This is a genomic window from Chryseobacterium sp. CFS15 (assembly GCF_031118795.1).
Lineage (GTDB): Bacteria > Bacteroidota > Bacteroidia > Flavobacteriales > Weeksellaceae > Chryseobacterium > Chryseobacterium indoltheticum.
In genome coordinates, this window is the sequence record NZ_JAVHYL010000005.1 from 46,302 (window position 1) to 62,331 (window position 16,030).

At 35.6% G+C, this 16,030-nt stretch carries 14 protein-coding genes; 3 read left to right on the plus strand and 11 right to left on the minus strand.

All coding sequences use genetic code 11. The features are described 5' to 3' along the window. The first annotated feature begins 50 nt into the window (after positions 1 to 50). From OH814_RS09335 to OH814_RS09345, 3 genes are all read left to right on the plus strand, one after another. Positions 51 to 1,037, plus strand: a complete 987-nt coding sequence (locus OH814_RS09335; RefSeq protein ID WP_308827973.1) for an endonuclease/exonuclease/phosphatase family protein — start codon at positions 51 to 53, stop codon at positions 1,035 to 1,037. 4 nt (positions 1,038 to 1,041) lie between these two features. Next, positions 1,042 to 1,374: a hypothetical protein gene (locus tag OH814_RS09340; protein WP_308827974.1), complete on the plus strand. Its 333-nt coding sequence runs from the start codon at positions 1,042 to 1,044 to the stop codon at positions 1,372 to 1,374. 92 nt (positions 1,375 to 1,466) lie between these two features. Next, positions 1,467 to 1,802, plus strand: a complete 336-nt coding sequence (locus tag OH814_RS09345) for a hypothetical protein (RefSeq protein ID WP_308827975.1) — start codon at positions 1,467 to 1,469, stop codon at positions 1,800 to 1,802. Between the two features lie 32 nt (positions 1,803 to 1,834). Here OH814_RS09345 and OH814_RS09350 read toward each other — a convergent pair whose 3' ends face one another. From OH814_RS09350 to mraY, 11 genes are all read right to left on the minus strand, one after another. Next, a complete protein-coding gene (locus tag OH814_RS09350) occupies positions 1,835 to 3,352 on the minus strand; it encodes a GH3 auxin-responsive promoter family protein (protein WP_308827976.1) in 1,518 nt (505 codons plus the stop codon). 104 nt (positions 3,353 to 3,456) lie between these two features. Further along, complete coding sequence (locus tag OH814_RS09355) at positions 3,457 to 3,867, minus strand: BrxA/BrxB family bacilliredoxin (RefSeq protein WP_076561451.1); 411 nt, start codon at positions 3,865 to 3,867, stop codon at positions 3,457 to 3,459. A 482-nt stretch (positions 3,868 to 4,349) separates the two neighbouring features. After that, complete coding sequence (locus tag OH814_RS09360) at positions 4,350 to 4,796, minus strand: GatB/YqeY domain-containing protein (RefSeq protein WP_047443424.1); 447 nt, start codon at positions 4,794 to 4,796, stop codon at positions 4,350 to 4,352. Between the two features lie 116 nt (positions 4,797 to 4,912). Further along, positions 4,913 to 6,820: a cell division protein FtsZ gene (gene ftsZ, locus OH814_RS09365; RefSeq protein WP_201132924.1), complete on the minus strand. Its 1,908-nt coding sequence runs from the start codon at positions 6,818 to 6,820 to the stop codon at positions 4,913 to 4,915. Positions 6,821 to 6,902: 82 nt separating this feature from the next. Continuing rightward, positions 6,903 to 8,288 carry a cell division protein FtsA gene (ftsA, locus tag OH814_RS09370; protein WP_308827977.1) on the minus strand — a complete coding sequence of 462 codons (1,386 nt, stop codon included), beginning with the start codon at positions 8,286 to 8,288 and terminating at the stop codon, positions 6,903 to 6,905. 90 nt (positions 8,289 to 8,378) lie between these two features. Continuing rightward, positions 8,379 to 9,311, minus strand: coding sequence for a cell division protein FtsQ/DivIB (locus OH814_RS09375; RefSeq protein WP_123886528.1), 933 nt, complete (start codon positions 9,309 to 9,311; stop codon positions 8,379 to 8,381). 74 nt (positions 9,312 to 9,385) lie between these two features. Then, entirely contained in the window at positions 9,386 to 10,744 is a 1,359-nt protein-coding gene (gene murC, locus OH814_RS09380) for a UDP-N-acetylmuramate--L-alanine ligase (protein ID WP_308827978.1), read from the minus strand. Positions 10,745 to 10,818: 74 nt separating this feature from the next. Then, positions 10,819 to 11,943: an undecaprenyldiphospho-muramoylpentapeptide beta-N-acetylglucosaminyltransferase gene (gene murG / locus OH814_RS09385; protein WP_308827979.1), complete on the minus strand. Its 1,125-nt coding sequence runs from the start codon at positions 11,941 to 11,943 to the stop codon at positions 10,819 to 10,821. 68 nt (positions 11,944 to 12,011) lie between these two features. Beyond that, entirely contained in the window at positions 12,012 to 13,250 is a 1,239-nt protein-coding gene (locus tag OH814_RS09390; protein WP_076561444.1) for an FtsW/RodA/SpoVE family cell cycle protein, read from the minus strand. Between the two features lie 63 nt (positions 13,251 to 13,313). Beyond that, on the minus strand, positions 13,314 to 14,642 hold the full coding sequence (gene murD, locus OH814_RS09395) for a UDP-N-acetylmuramoyl-L-alanine--D-glutamate ligase (protein WP_123886525.1): 1,329 nt from the start codon (positions 14,640 to 14,642) through the stop codon (positions 13,314 to 13,316). An 86-nt stretch (positions 14,643 to 14,728) separates the two neighbouring features. Then, positions 14,729 to 15,970, minus strand: coding sequence for a phospho-N-acetylmuramoyl-pentapeptide-transferase (gene mraY / locus OH814_RS09400; protein WP_076561442.1), 1,242 nt, complete (start codon positions 15,968 to 15,970; stop codon positions 14,729 to 14,731). Positions 15,971 to 16,030: the final 60 nt, after the last annotated feature.

A 16,030-nucleotide genomic window follows, 5' to 3' on the forward strand; every position in this document is an offset into this window, starting at 1 on the left:
TAAAACACTGATTGGCAGAATTTTTGTTGCTCAAGAAATATTTGAGTTTCATGAAGCGGTTTCCTTTTTTACTTATTATCCATTTAGGAGTTTTAGCACTGTTAATCAGCACATTTGCAAATGCATGGATAAGCCCCAACTACTTCAGTAAACTCAATCTTCTTTCGCTGAGCTTTCCTTATTTAATTTTTGCCCATCTCTTATTTACGCTTATCTGGATTATTAAGAAGAAGAAAATTGCCGTCATCTTTATTCTTTCAACATTTATTTTCTATAACCCTGTAAGACGATGGGTTAATTTTTCACCTCAAAACAGCAATATTGAGACCGCCAAGACAGATATAAAAGTCTTGACATACAATGTAAAATATGGAAGTATGGGTTGGGATAATGTAAAAAAATATATTGAAGATCAAAATGCCGATATTATTCTGGTTCAGGAAAAAGACACTAATAAAGCGCTTAGGAGCGATCTGGTAAAATATCCTTCGGTTATACTAAAAACAAAACATAAAATTCTAAGACAGGGAGATTTAATTAATGATGCTTCCAAAGGCAATTCTTTTTATGCAGATATCGATATTAATGGTAAAATCGTAAGAGTTGTAAATGTTTATCTGGAACCTTTCAGACTCAATAAAAACATGATCGGAATAGAAGATGACAATTCTGGCAAAAAGGAAAATAATAAAATGGAAGCGTTATTTTCAAGACTGATTCCTACCTTCCGAACGCATGAAGATCAGGTGAGAAAAATAAGAAAAGTAGTTGATCATTCACCTTACCCGGTGATTCTTGCAGGAGATTTTAATTCGGTTCCCAATTCCTGGGAATACTACAATCTGGGTAAAAACCTGGATGATGCTTTTGTAGAAGCCGGAAATGGAAGCTCTACAAGCTTTCACGATTATAAATTCCCACTCAGAATAGATTATATTTTTGCATCAAGCAGCCTTGTTCCCAAAAGCTATAAGGTAGATTATTCGGTAAAATTATCAGATCACTATCCTGTAATTGCTGAATTTCTACTAAATTAGTCGCATGAAAAATGTAATTTTTGCTACTGTAATTTCATCTTTATTATCGGTTGCCTGTTCTCAACGTGAACCTGTTGTCAGCAACGATCAGGTATTAAAAATAAAATACGATACCACAGCAATAGACTCTTTTTCTCCGGGCGCAACATCAGTAGATATTGCGAGACAAATAAGAATGTCTTCACAGAAATATCAGGATTCTTTAAAAGAGGCCTTAAAATTGCAACAGGAAGAAAAAAGAATTACTGAAGCGCTTGAAAAAGAAAATAAAAAGAAAGCTGAGGCCGAGAAAAAATTAAAAGCTTCTGAAAAGACAACAGAACCTAAACAGGAATAATTAAAATTAATTTATACTTAAAACAGATTTTTATTGCAAACAAATTTTCTTCTTTTGCAATTCAAACAATTCATTACAAAAAAATATACACAATGAAAAAACACATTTTATCAGCAGTTGTAGCTTCTACACTATTTGTTGCATGTACAAAGTCAACAACCACTGAAAAAACAGAAAATCCTGACGGATCTGTAACGACAACGACAACAACGGAAATCGGTACCGGATTGATCGATTCTTCGAAAGTAGATAAAGCCAAAAACGATATTCAAAACACCGTAGATAATGCGAGTGATAAGATCGACAACACTGCCCAAAAAGCAAAAGAAGACATCAACAAAGCAGGTAAAGACATTAAAGATGCAGCTGCAAAAGGTGCTCAGAAAGTAGAAGACGGTGCCAAAAAAATTAAGGAAGATCTTAAATAAATTAAAAACCGCAGAAATTTCTGCGGTTTTTTTTATGCTCTATTAAGCTCCAGTAAAGGATCTATATATTCTCTGTCATTACTCAGCCTCGGTACTTTGTTCTGCCCGCCCAGTTTACCTTTAGATTCAAGCCAGCAGTAGAAAAGGTTGGGTCTTGCGATATGCACGACAGGTTTTTTCAGCGTAATATTATTATATCTTTTAGCCTCGTAATCCGAATTGATGCATTTCAGGTGTTTATCAAAAATATCAGTAAACAAATCGAGATTTTCGGGATGTTCGCTAAATTCAAAAATCCATTCGTGGGCACCGCTTTCATTTTCTTTCATGAAAATCGGGGCTCCGGTAAAATCTTTTACGGAAGCATTCGTTTCCCGGCAAGCTTTCGTTAAAGCCGATTCTACATTGGTAATCATCAGCTCTTCACCAAAAGCATTGATATAATGTTTTGTACGACCCGTAATTTTTATTCTGAATGGGCTCGTCGATGTGAAAACCACTGTATCTCCAATTAAATATCTCCAAAGTCCGCCGTTGGTTGTAATCACCATTGCATAGTTTTTTCCTACCTCGACTCCTTCCAGACTCACCACTTTCGGGTTGGAATGGTGAAACTGATCCATGGGAATAAATTCATAGAAGATTCCGTAATCGAGCATCAGAAGCATTTCATCACTATTCGATCTGTCCTGAATCCCAAAAAAGCCTTCAGAAGCATTATAGATTTCATAGTAATTGATATCTTTCCCGATAATCGGTTTATATTGCTCTTTATAAGGTTTAAAACTGATTCCGCCATGAAAGAATACTTCCAGGTTTGGCCAAAGTTCAGAAACATTTTTCACATCTGTTTCCTTTAAAACTCTCTGCAAAAGCACCATCATCCAGCTAGGAACCCCTAAAATACTTCCTACATCTTCGTTTTTCACTTCAGAAACAATAGCGTTAAGCTTACTTTCCCACTCTCCCATCAACGAAACTTTTTTGCTCGGTGTTGTGGTAATTTCAACCCAAAAAGGAAGATTATCAATCAAAATAGCAGAGAGATCGCCAAACTTCGTGTTAAAATCAGCATACAATTCGGAGCTTCCGCCAAGACGTAAATTTTTATTGGTAAAAAGTTGATTTTCAGGATGGTTATTGGCATAGATTGAAACCATGTCTTTTCCTGCTTTTAAGTGGCAGTATTCCAGACTTTCTGCTGAAATAGGGATAAATTTACTTTTGGCATTAGTAGTTCCCGAAGATTTTGCAAAATGCTTAATGTAACCGGGCCAGCTTACGTCTTTGTGACCTTGTCTTGCCCGTTCCACATACGGCTCAAATTCCTCATACGTAACAATCGGGACTTTATTTTTAAAATCCTGATAACTTGAGATAGAATTAAACCCATATTTCTTACCATATTCCGTGTCTTCTGCATGGAATAATTGAGAAAACAGAATTCCCTTCTGTGTATCGATAGGATGATCCATAAAATGCTGGATCTGATCTATCCTTTGACGGATAAACCAATTGACCACCGTATTGAAAAGTGCTTTCGTTGCCATTCTGACAAATATAATAATATTTGAATTTTCAGCGAATGATTTAAACAAAAAAACCATCACAAATTTGCAATGGTTTCCATATTATTTTTTTAATTCTTAAAGGATTAGCAATACTCGTCGTAAGCTGCCTGTAAGTTTGCAGCAATTGCTCCTGCAGGATTTCCTTCAATGTGGTGTCTTTCAAGCATATGAACCAATTCTCCGTCTTTGAAAAGTGCTACACATGGTGAGCTTGGAGGAAATGGCGCCAAATGTTTTCTAGCTGCTTCTACTGCTTCTTTATCGAAACCAGCAAAAACTGTAGTCAAATGGTCTGGTTTTTTTTCGCCAGTCAGAGAGTAAACCACTCCCGGTCTTGCTGCTCCAGCTGCACAACCACATACCGAATTGATTACTAAAAGAGTAGTTCCTGATTGCTTTAAAGCATCTTCTACCTGAGCAGGAGTTGCCAAATCTTCGAAACCTTTATCTGTAAGCTCAGCCTTCATAGGCATTACTAAATCTGTTGGATACATTTCTTATTTTTTTTAAGTGTCTACAAATTTACACAATTCTGCATGTATTTACAATTTATAAAAACTATCAAAGCTTTTAATAAACAAAATGAATTTTCAGCAACATATAAGAATACCATAATAATTTTAATTAATATTTAAATAAAAATCATCTATATTAAATTTTATTTGCTAAATTTGAAATGATTCTAAAAACGATTTCCATGAAAAAAACTTTATTAAATCAATCTTTCAAGATATCAGAGTAATCTGATAACAATGTAATTCCCTCACCTTTATCTCTGTTTTGTCCTCGGTTTTTAGAATTCATTAAAAAACATTGATAAAGGATTTACAATAAATGAAGCCCGAAACATAAAGTTTCGGGCTTCGTTAATCAAATCGATATGCAAAGGTTGAATATCCGTTTTTAAACAGTTGATAGGTTTTAGTTGTCAGTTGATAGTATATAAAAGTACCAACCAATAACGGTCAACAATCAACTACGAAAGTAACTTCTTAGCCATCTCGGAAATACTTTTCCCGTCAGATTTTCCGGCCAAGTTTTTTGAAGCTAATCCCATTACTTTTCCTAAATCTTTAATCGATTCAGCGCCAGTTTCTGAAATAATCTGCTTGATCTCTGCTTCTAATTCTTCAGAGGACAATTGAGCAGGTAAAAACTTCTCAATGACTTTCATCTGAGCTTCTTCTACTTCTGCCAAATCGTTTCTTCCCTGAGCGGTAAACTGCTCGTAAGAATCTTTACGCTGTTTGATCATTCTCTGTAAAATTGCAATTTCCTGCTCAGATGAAACTTCAGCTCCTAAAGCCTCGGTTTTCAGCAATAATATCTGAGATTTTACAGCACGAAGAGAATCTAAAGCTACTCTGTCTTTAGCTCTCATTGCTGTTTTTATTGCTTCGCTAATTGTAAGTTCTAAACTCATTTTATTAAATTTAACAATGTATCAATGTAACAGTTTACCAATTGAGATGCTTCAATAAGCTCAGCATGACCGTTCGAGATTGTTACATTGGTACATTTCTACATTGTTATATTATTTTAATCTACGTCTTTATTTAAAAATCTGTTTTCTCTGATCTGCATGTTTCCGTTGTTATCAGACAAATAGGTATTGATATTTTGGTCTGATGCATTGGTACCGTCAATTGAAATATTCTTTCTCTTGAAAGCAGGTACAGATTCAAATTCATTCACGTGATCGAAATTCTGGTAACGAGAATTGAATTCTTTCAGCTTGTTTCTTCTCTCTACTACTCTTTCCTGATCAGCAGGCTTATTCACAAAAGTGAATTCAGATTCTGTATGTCTTGTTGTTTCTATTTCTACTCTTTTTTCAACAACAGGTTTTTCTTCAGCTTTAGGCTGTTCTGGAGTTTGATAAAATGTTTCAACTCTTTGAATTTTCTCTTCAACTTTCTCAATCACAGCTGAAGTTTCAACTTCATTTTTTGGTTGACCAAAATCATATTTAGGCTCAACAAGAGGTTCGTTCACGGTGAAGTTAAACTCAACCTTTTTTTCGTCTGAATAATTATTGTTAAAAGAACTCTCTTTTGGTTCTTCTTTTTTATTATCAAAATCGAAAGAGAAAGACTGAATTTCTAAATCATTCGGATCGTCATCGAAAGAAAACAAATTGACATCATCGTCATTGCTCGATTCTTCGTTTCTCCAGCTCTGAATCGGGCTTTCTAATGTATCTTCCTCTCTATCAGAGAATTTTATTTCTGTTTTTACATCTTCATCCTCAATAATCATTTTTTTTTCAGAAGACGACATCTTAAACTTCGGAACATCCTGATCTTCATCATCTAATCTGAAAAGATTTTTACCTCCAAAGTCGTATCCCTGTTCAGGAGCTACCTCTCTCTCATCTCTTGTTTTGAAAGGAGAAGCTTTTGGAGTATCTAATGCGTCATTTAAACCAATTCTGATTTTCTCAGTAGGTCCGGAAAACTTTTGGTTATCATTAGAAAAACCAGTAGCAATCACCAATACGCTAACAGCATCACCCAATTCTTCATCCGCTCCAACTCCGAAAATGATATCAGCCGTGTGACCCGCTTCTTTCTGGATATAATCCATAATGATCCCGATTTCGTCCATCGTAGCTTCTTCTACACCGCTTCTGATCAACAATAACACGTTTCTTGCACCTGTAATTTTGTTGTCGTTCAATAATGGAGAATCCAATGCTTTTCTTACTGCTTCTTCCGCTTTGTTTTCGCCAGAAGCCATTCCTGTAGACATCAATGCCGTTCCGGAATTCTGAAGCACAGATTTAGCATCTCTAAAGTCAATGTTTACATCAAAGTAACCTGTAATAACCTCTGCCATCCCTTTTGCAGCATTGGTTAAAACTTCATCGGCTTTAGAAAAACCTTGTTTGAAACCAAGATTTCCAAATTGCTGTCTTAGTTTATCATTGTTGATTACAATTAATGAATCAACATTATTTCTTAATTTATCAAGTCCTAATTCTGCCTGATCAAGTCTTCTCTTCCCCTCAAAACTGAAAGGAACGGTAACGATACCTACCGTAAGAATTCCCATATCTTTGGCAACTTTAGCAATAACAGGAGCCGCACCCGTTCCGGTACCACCACCCATTCCAGCAGTGATGAAAACCATTTTGGTGTTTTGCCCCATTGCCGCTTTGATGTCTTCGATACTTTCAATAGCCGCTTTTTCACCAACTTCAGGATCCGCACCTGCTCCAAGACCTTCAGTAATGGTAACTCCCAACTGAACTTTATTTGAAACCGGATTGTTATCTAAAGTTTGAGCATCGGTATTACAGATCACGAAATCTACCCCGTGAATACCTTTTTCGTACATGTGCTTTAGGGCGTTGTTTCCACCGCCACCAACACCAATAACTTTGATGATCGAAGAATTTCCTTTTGGCAGATCAAATGAAAATCCTTGTGTGCCTATATTTTCCATATTTAATTTTTTCTAAATTGATAATCGACTATGATAGTTGATGAGAAAGATCATTCATCGCTTATCATCCATCATTTATATTTTATTCTACTTCTTCAAAGAATTTTTTTACTTTTTCCATCAGCGACTGTCCGAATGTTGGTTTCGAAGGTCTAGATGTTTGTACAGGCGTTTTAAATTCTTCTTCTATTTGCGGAGTTGTTTGAGCTTGAGATTCAACATTAGCATTCGTTTGTGCTTCTTTTTGCTCCACTTTTGTGTCAGCCTCAATTTCAATTTCCTCTTCTACAGCAACCGTTTTTTTATCTCTGATCTTTAAACTTTCCATCAGTAAACCAATAGAAGTTGCAAATTCGGGACCTTTCAGATACTGGTTTTTATCGTTGGCAATATATTCATTGGCAAAACCAATTCTGCTATCAAAACCTGTCGTGTAGTTTGCCAGCTGACGAAGATGTTTCAAATTTGAACCACCACCCGTCAAAACAATTCCTGCAATCAGTTTTTTCTTTTGTTCAAAAGCTCCGTAAGCTTTTAATTCTGTGTTGACCATTTCCAGAATTTCCTCCACTCTCGCATTGATAATTTGTGCTAAAGTTTTCAGAGAAATCTCTTTATCCGGTCTTCCGTGAAGTCCCGGGATCGTTACGAATGTGCTGTCTTTTTCTAACTCAGGAACTGCAGAACCGAACTTCACCTTTAATTGCTCGGCATGCTTTTCTATAATTGAACAACCTTCTTTGATGTCTTCCGTAATAATTCCGCCCCCATAAGGGATGACGCAAGTATGACGAATGATATTATCTTTAAAAATAGCAATATCTGTAGTACCACCACCGATGTCTACGATTGCTACTCCTGCTTCTTTCTCTTCTTTAGTTAAAACAGCTTCAGAAGATGCTAAAGGCTCCAATGTAAGCGCTTCCATCTCCAAACCTGCTTCTCTTACGCATCTTGCGATGTTTCTGATGCTTCCCATTTGTCCTACAACAACATGGAAATTGGCTTCCAGACGTTTTCCGTGCATTCCGACAGGCTCCTGAATTTCTCCTTCAGAATCAACCTTATATTCCTGTGGAAGAACATGGATAATTTCCTCACCCGGTAACATGACCAGTTTTTTCACCTGATCTTTTAATGCTTCGATGTCATCATCTGTGATGAATCTATCCGGATTCTCACGCATAATGTAATCTGAATGCTGCAGTGAGCGAATGTGCTTCCCCGCAATACCTACAGTTACCTTATGAATAGGAACTCCTGCGCTCGACTGTGCTTCTGCCACAGCTGCTTTTATAGAGTTAATGGTTTGTGAAATATTATTCACAATCCCTTTATGAACTCCAAGACTTTTGGCCTTCCCAACACCGAGAATTTCTATTTTCCCGTGTGCATTCCTCCTTCCGACAATGGCGACAATCTTGGTTGTCCCGATGTCAAGACCTACTGAATACTCTTGATTTTCCATTGTGTATATCGATTTGATTTAATTACTTATTTATTATTTGATAGGATTTTATCCCCTCCTTTATTAAGTCGTCCCTTTTGGACTCTTTGTTTATTCTATTTTAACCTTTGCTTTAGTCTTCGGTTTTGTGACCGTTTTCTTTTCCGGAGTTATCTTTTTCTCTTTTGGTTTGACGACCGCTTTTGGCTTTGTATTTTCTTTTGGCTTTAAAGAAGTTGAAGTCGCTTTTTTTACGACTGCAACCGGAGTTTTTGCTAAATCTTTATGGCTGGCTTTTAAAATACTGTCATTTTCTTTAAAATAAGGATTCAGCGTTGTAACAATTTGATTCTGATATTTTACAGAAATCATTTTGTATTTCTGAGGATCCTGAAACACTAAGTATTTCTCAACAAAAGTTTTAAAACCTTTTACTTTTAATTCAATATTGTCTAAATCACCAATCTCGACTTTATAGTTTCCTTCGCTGGTGAGAAGATTATAACTGTCTTTATATTTTGAAATCCCAATGAAATATTTTTTGCTGAAATCATCTTTATCAATCTTATCGACTAGATCTGCCAGCTTTTCATATTCATCTTTTTTTACATCTCCTGTCACCAGCATGCACGGATGAGAATAGGTTCTTGAAATCGGAAATTCTGTTCCTTTTTCGTCTACATAAAAATCTTTTCCATTATAATTAAGCCTGAAAACAGGAACTCGTTGTTTAATATCCAGATTCAGTTTTCCATTTAGATTTAAATAAACATTAGCGCTGTCAACCGCCGGAAGCGCGTTGATTTTTCTTTCCAGTTCAGGAATATTCAAATCACCGACTTTCCGTGACGGGTTTTCTTTATTGACGATCTCACGAATATCTTTTTCATCAATGAAATAAACCGGAGTTTTCTCATTCATTTTTACAGAAATTTTATTGTCCGTAATCTTCTGACTCCCGAATTTCTTCAACGAGAAACTCAGCAGGAACCCAAGAATGATTACTGTAATGGCAATTTTTAAAATTCTGTATTTATTTTTCATTATTTTTTGTATTCATGTATTAATGTAAAATGTATTCATGAGCGGTCATTAATACGTTAATACATTATTACTTTTTACATTTTATTCATCCACTCACAAATCGGGTCATACAGTGTATCTATGTTTCCTGCGCCGACTGTAAGTAAAATATCAAATTCCTTTTCTTTTATTTTGTTGAAAGCATCAGATAAATTTGACACTTCTTTTTTATCTAAACTTACTTTCTCTGATAACCAATCTGAAGTAATTCCTTCAAAATTTTCCTGAAGTTCTCTTGCCGGATAAATGTCGAGCAAGATCAATTCATCAGAATTATTTAAACTTTCAGCAAATCCATCCACAAAATCTCTTGTGCGGCTGAATAAGTGCGGCTGAAAAACAACTAAAAGCTTTTTTTCAGGATAAAAAGTTCTTATTGAACCCACAACAGCATTAATTTCCGTCGGATGATGTGCGTAATCGTCAATATAAATTTTACCACTCGGATAAATATGTTTTGTATATCTTCTCTTAATCCCTTTAAAATTGGCAATTGCTTTCTTTAAGATTTCAAAATCAACTCCCAGATTGTGAAGAATAGCCAGCGCAACCGTTGCATTTTCAACATTATGAATTCCCGGAACATCCCACACAAAATCTTTTATCGTTTCAGTTGGCGTATGAAAATCGAAGTAGATTTTATCATGATCCATACGAAGATTATCCGAATAATAATCTGCTGCTTCATTTACTGCGTAGGTTTTATGTGCTCTGCCGATTTCAATTCCTTTTCTTACAAAAAGCTTTTTGTCTTCCGGAACTAAAGCTGCAAACTGTCTGAAACCTTCTTCAATCGTATTTTTATCTCCATAAATATCCAGATGATCGGCATCTGTAGAAGTAATCACCGCCCAATCCGGAGAAAGGTTGAGAAAACTTCTGTCATATTCGTCAGCTTCAACCACAGAATATTGCGAACCGTTATATAGAAAATTTGATTTAAAATTCTCAGAAATTCCACCTAAGAAACATGAGAAAGGCAAATCTGCTTCTTTGCACAAATGCGAAACCAAAGTAGAAGTTGTGGTTTTTCCATGTGTTCCCGCAACAGCGATGCAATCTGTATTTTCTGTAATTAAACCTAAAACTTTTGCACGCTTTAAAACTTCAAACTGATTTTCATTAAAATAATCTAAAATCTCAAGCTTTTTGATTGCCGGAGTGTAGATAACCAATGTATTCTCTTTCTGAAGCGAAGTAATTTTTTCATCAATCACATCTTCAAAAACAATATCAATTCCTTCGTTCATTAACGCTGTCGTCAATTTGGTGTTGGTTTTATCATAGCCCAAAACATTCTTGCCCGAAGCATGGAAATAGCGCGCCAAAGCACTCATTCCGATTCCTCCGATTCCAACGAAGTAAAAATTTTGATATGTTTCTAAATTGTTCATTCTTTTTTCTTGTATTATTGTATTTATGTAAAGGGTATTTATGATTTCATTAATACATTTTACAATTATACTTTTTACAGTTGATTAAATATCTCATCCACAATCTCTTTTGCCGCATTGGGTTTGGCAAAATATTTCAGATTTTCAGACATTTCTTTTCTTACATTTTCATTTTCGCAGATTTCTGATAATGTATCCCAGAATTTCTCCTGCATTTCAGAATCTTTTACCATTTTGGCAGCATTTTTTTCAACCAGATTCATCGCATTTTTGGTTTGATGATCTTCCGCTGCGAATGGAAATGGAACCAATAAAACAGGTTTCTGCGCTACCGCCAATTCTGAAATGGCAATCGCTCCCGCTCTTGAAACAATGACATCGGCCGCTGAATAAGCGGTTTCCATGTCTTTGATGAATTCTTTTATTTGTATTTGGTTGTTAGTTGTGGGTTGTTGGCTATTTTCATCAACTGACAACTGACAACTATCAACAATTTCTTTGTAATCCAACTTTCCGGTTTGCCAGATTAACTGATACCCTTTTTCTTTTATTTTTTCTAAATTCTCTTTCCAAGCGTTGTTTAATGTTCTTGATCCTAAAGAACCACCAACCGATAAAATGGTTAGTTTATTTTTATCTAAACCTAATTTCTCTTTGGCCGAAGAAGTTTCCTGCATTCCTGAAATAATATTCTCACGAATCGGATTTCCCAAAAACTTTATTTTTTCAGCCGGAAAGCCTTCCACTTTTGGGTAGGCAGTAAACACGGCTTTTGCTTTTTTACTTAAAATTTTATTCGTCACTCCTGCATGAGCATTCTGTTCCTGAATAAAAATCGGAATTCCCATTTTACTGGCTTCATACAAAGCTGGTCCGCTTGCGAAACCTCCTGTTCCAACTGCAAAATCTGGAGCGAAATTTTTAATTATTCTTTTAGATTTAGATAAACTTTTCAAAATCTTGAAAGGCAACCCTAAATTCGATAACATATTTCCTCTGTCGATTCCTGCAATGTCAATTCCTTCTATTTTGTAGCCCGCTTGCGGAACTTTTTCCATTTCCATTTTTCCGTTGGCTCCAATGAACAAAAACTCAGCATCAGGAAATCTTTTTTTGATCTCGTCTGCAATAGCGATTGCCGGGAAGATGTGCCCTCCTGTTCCGCCGCCTGATAACAATACTTTTAGTTTTTTGTTCATACTTTTTAATATTGATAAATGATGATTGATAAGCGATATGAAAATCAATTATGCATTATCATTTATATTTATGCAATGTCGTTTATCTCGACAATGCTTTGTTTTTTACCCATTCCTTCTTCATCATATATCTGGATTCTTGAGCTAATATTTAAGATAATTCCGAGCTGCATGTAAGTTACCAACATCGATGTTCCTCCGTAACTAATCAGTGGCAATGGCTGTCCTGTAACCGGAATAAGATTCACTGCAACGGCAATATTTACCGCTAATTGTATGAATATCATTACCCCGAGACTGAGCACAAGCAACGAGCCGAAAAATGCCGGCATTTTACTGGCAATCATTACAATCCTGACAATCATAATAAGATACATACTGATGAGAAATCCTGCTCCTATTAAACCATATTCTTCAACAATTACAGCAAAAATAAAGTCTGAAGCTGATTGCGGAAGCATTTGCTTTAACGCAGATTTTCCTGGTCCCATTCCGGTAATTCCACCATGAACGATAGCAGCTTTTGCCTGCATTACCTGATAATTTTTTGCTTTTACACTTTCATCATCAACATCAGCAGATTTTGCTTTGCTCGATGTGAATGTTTCGATACGGCTCATCCATGTATGAACACGGTTTCCGCCAATCATATTGGTATTTAAAGCAATTAATAAAAACAATGCAATGGCAACAAATGATGCAGAGATAAACCCTGCAATGTATTTCCAGTGCAGTTGCCCGATAATCAAAACAATTACAGAAACCATTAAAATCATCAACGCTGTAGAACCATTATCTTTGGCAACCAATACAAAAACCAGCAAAATCGGCCCGAAAATGTACATTACATTTTCAATCGGAAGCCTTTCTCTGGTAATTTTCTTGGTTAAATATCTGCACAGATAAATAATCAGCATTAAAAACGCAAATGATGACGGTTGGAATGAAATCGGTGTTCCGGGAATCTTCAGCCATCTTGAGGCACTTGCCCCATCAATCGTTTGCCCTGTAAACATTGTGACAATCAAGAGAATAATCATTAAACCCAACATAATGCTGCTGAGTTTTCCCATGTATTCATACTTCACGGTTCCTACCAATCGCATGATTGCCAAACCTAAAACCACAAAGAACATATGCTTCATCACGTGACCCGTTGTGGTACCGTTATTTACAATATATTCGAGATTTGAACTTGCAGAATATACCGGGAAAATAGAGAAAATGGAGATCACAAGAATGACCATCCAAAGTACTTTGTCGCCCTTTAGAAATTCGAATCTGCTTTCTATATTCTGTTCGTTCATATTATTTAATGAATAATGAAAAATTAAGAATGAAAATCATTTTTAACTATTCATTGTTAATTCTTAATTTTTTAACACTTGCTCTTTAAACTGACGACCTCTGTCTTCATAGCTTTTGAAAAGATCAAAACTTGCACAGCAAGGTGAAAGTAAAACCGTATCACCACTTTTAGCTAATGATTTTGAGATTTCTACCGCATCTTTCATACTTGAAGTGCTGTAAATAAATTCTTTTTTGTTTTTGAAGAAGTCGATAATTTTCTGATTATCAATTCCTAAACAAACAATTGCCTTTACTTTTCTTTTAACTAAATCTTCAATTTCGGTATAGTCATTTCCTTTGTCTAAACCTCCGACAATCCAAACTGTAGGGTTTTTCATGCTTTCTAGGGCATAATAAGTTGCATTTACATTGGTTGCTTTGCTGTCGTTGATGTATTTTACCCCTTCGATTTCTGTAACAAGCTCCAATCTGTGCTCCACCGCCTGAAAAGTCATCAATGAATTTCTGATACTTTCATTATTGATTTCCAATATCTTACCGGCAATTGAAGCCGCTAAGCTGTTGGCTACATTATGATTTCCTAACAAAGACAATTCATCAACTTTCATTGAGAATTCCTCTTTCAGTTTTACCACAATTTTATCTTCCTCCACAAAACCTCCTTCAGACAATCTTTCATTAGTTGAAAAAGGGATCATTTTCGCTTTAATTTCAAATTTTTCAAGAATATTCTTGCTCATTTCATCATCTTTATTGTAGATGAAAAAATTGTCATTCTCCTGATTTTCAGCAATTCTGAACTTCGCTAAAGCGTATTCTTCATAGTTATAATTGTACTGATCCAAATGATCTTTCGACAGATTTAACAATAAAGAAATATACGGTCTGAAATTCTGAATATCATCCAACTGGAAAGAACTTACTTCCAAAACATAATATTCGTGGTTTTCGTCGGCAACCTGCTTTGCAAAACTGTAGCCTATATTTCCGCCTAAACCTACATTTAATCCGTCATTTTTCAGGATATAATAGATCAAAGAAGTAGTCGTTGTTTTCCCATTGCTTCCTGTGATGGCAATGATCTTGGCATCGGTAAACTCTGAAGCAAACTCAATTTCAGAAGAAAGCCTGATTCCTTTCTCATGAATTTTGTTGATCATTTCCGCTTTTTTGGGAATACCCGGGCTTTTTACAATCCAATCAGCATTTAAGATTCTTTCTTCGTCGTGGTTTTCCTCTTCAAACTCAATGTCATTTTCTGTAAGAAATTGTTTATAGTGATCCTTAATGGCACCTTTGTCTGAAAGAAATACTTCCAAACCTTTTTTCTTAGCCAAATAAGCAGCACCACAACCGCTTTCGCCACCTCCTAAAACAACTATTTTCATATCTTTTTTGTATTTATGTACATTGTATTCATGTATCCTGCATTTACAAAATCATTAATACGTTAATACATTCTTACTTTTTACATTTATCTCATCTTCAATGTAATGAGACATACAATTGCCAACATAACCCCAATGATAATCATCCTGTTAACGATTTTACTTTCGTGAAAACCGTCTTTCTGATAATGATGATGAAGCGGAGACATTTTAAACAATCTATTATTTTGGGCATGTTCCAGCCCATATTTTCTTTTTCTGTATTTAAAGACAACCACCTGCAGCATTACTGAGATATTTTCGATTAAGAAAATCCCGCAAAGCACAGGAATCATCAGTTCTTTTCTTAAAACAACCGCTAAAACAGCAATCACGCCGCCCAACATCAAACTTCCGGTATCTCCCATAAAAACCTGCGCCGGATAGGTATTGTACCAGAAAAACCCGATTACTGCACCGACCATTGCGACGGCAAAAATGGTAGTTTCACCCATATTCGGGAGGAACATAATATTGAGATAATCTGCAAAAATGATATTCCCGGAAACGTATGCAAAAAACGCAAGCGCCAGAAGAATAATGGTGCTCGTTCCTGCGGCGAGCCCGTCTATTCCGTCGGTAATATTTGCGCCATTTGAAACGGCTGTTACAATGAAAATAACGATAGGAATAAAAACAATCCATGCCCATTCGTGGGCATCTTTATCATTCATCCAAAATAAAATTCCACTGTAATCGAACTCATTATTTTTGGTAAAAGGAACGGTAGAAACAGTAATTTTTTCTGTCGGCATAAAGTTTTGTTCAACGTTATTTCTGTTGACTACTTTTGCATCGGCATATTTTCTTTTAACCGTAATATCGGGATGGAAATACATTGTAACTCCGACAATTAGCCCTAAACCGACCTGTCCTACAATTTTAAATTTCCCGCTTAATCCGTCTTTATTTTTCTTTATTTTCTTTAAATAATCATCTATAAAACCAATTGCACCCATCCAAATCACCGTTACGATCAAAAGAACAATATAAATGTTGGTAATTCTTGTAAACAGTAAAACCGGAATTAAAGTCGCAATAATAATGATGAAACCTCCCATTGTAGGTGTTCCCTCTTTTTGTTTTTGTCCGTCTAATCCTAAATCACGAACTAACTCGCCCATCTGTTTTCCTCTCAGGTAATTGATGATGCTTTTTCCATAAACGAGGGCAATCGTCAATGAAAGTAAAACAGCCATCCCTGCGCGAAACGAAATGTACCTCAACATTCCCATTCCCGGAATGTGGATGCCTTGGCTCGTTAAATATTCGTATAAGTAGTATAACATTTTTTACTTTTTTATAAATGATAAATGATTATTGATGAATGATAAAATCAATTAACATTG

Excerpts from the sequence above, each read along its gene's own strand:
- OH814_RS09335 (WP_308827973.1), top strand. The coding sequence starts at position 51 with ATGAAGCGGTTTCCTTTTTTACTTATTATCCATTTAGGAGTTTTAGCA.
- OH814_RS09340 (WP_308827974.1), top strand. The coding sequence starts at position 1,042 with ATGAAAAATGTAATTTTTGCTACTGTAATTTCATCTTTATTATCGGTT.
- OH814_RS09345 (WP_308827975.1), top strand. The coding sequence starts at position 1,467 with ATGAAAAAACACATTTTATCAGCAGTTGTAGCTTCTACACTATTTGTT.
- OH814_RS09350 (WP_308827976.1), bottom strand. The coding sequence starts at position 3,352 with ATGGCAACGAAAGCACTTTTCAATACGGTGGTCAATTGGTTTATCCGT.
- OH814_RS09355 (WP_076561451.1), bottom strand. The coding sequence starts at position 3,867 with ATGTATCCAACAGATTTAGTAATGCCTATGAAGGCTGAGCTTACAGAT.
- OH814_RS09360 (WP_047443424.1), bottom strand. The coding sequence starts at position 4,796 with ATGAGTTTAGAACTTACAATTAGCGAAGCAATAAAAACAGCAATGAGA.
- ftsZ (WP_201132924.1), bottom strand. The coding sequence starts at position 6,820 with ATGGAAAATATAGGCACACAAGGATTTTCATTTGATCTGCCAAAAGGA.
- ftsA (WP_308827977.1), bottom strand. The coding sequence starts at position 8,288 with ATGGAAAATCAAGAGTATTCAGTAGGTCTTGACATCGGGACAACCAAG.
- OH814_RS09375 (WP_123886528.1), bottom strand. The coding sequence starts at position 9,311 with ATGAAAAATAAATACAGAATTTTAAAAATTGCCATTACAGTAATCATT.
- murC (WP_308827978.1), bottom strand. The coding sequence starts at position 10,744 with ATGAACAATTTAGAAACATATCAAAATTTTTACTTCGTTGGAATCGGA.
- murG (WP_308827979.1), bottom strand. The coding sequence starts at position 11,943 with ATGAACAAAAAACTAAAAGTATTGTTATCAGGCGGCGGAACAGGAGGG.
- OH814_RS09390 (WP_076561444.1), bottom strand. The coding sequence starts at position 13,250 with ATGAACGAACAGAATATAGAAAGCAGATTCGAATTTCTAAAGGGCGAC.
- murD (WP_123886525.1), bottom strand. The coding sequence starts at position 14,642 with ATGAAAATAGTTGTTTTAGGAGGTGGCGAAAGCGGTTGTGGTGCTGCT.
- mraY (WP_076561442.1), bottom strand. The coding sequence starts at position 15,970 with ATGTTATACTACTTATACGAATATTTAACGAGCCAAGGCATCCACATT.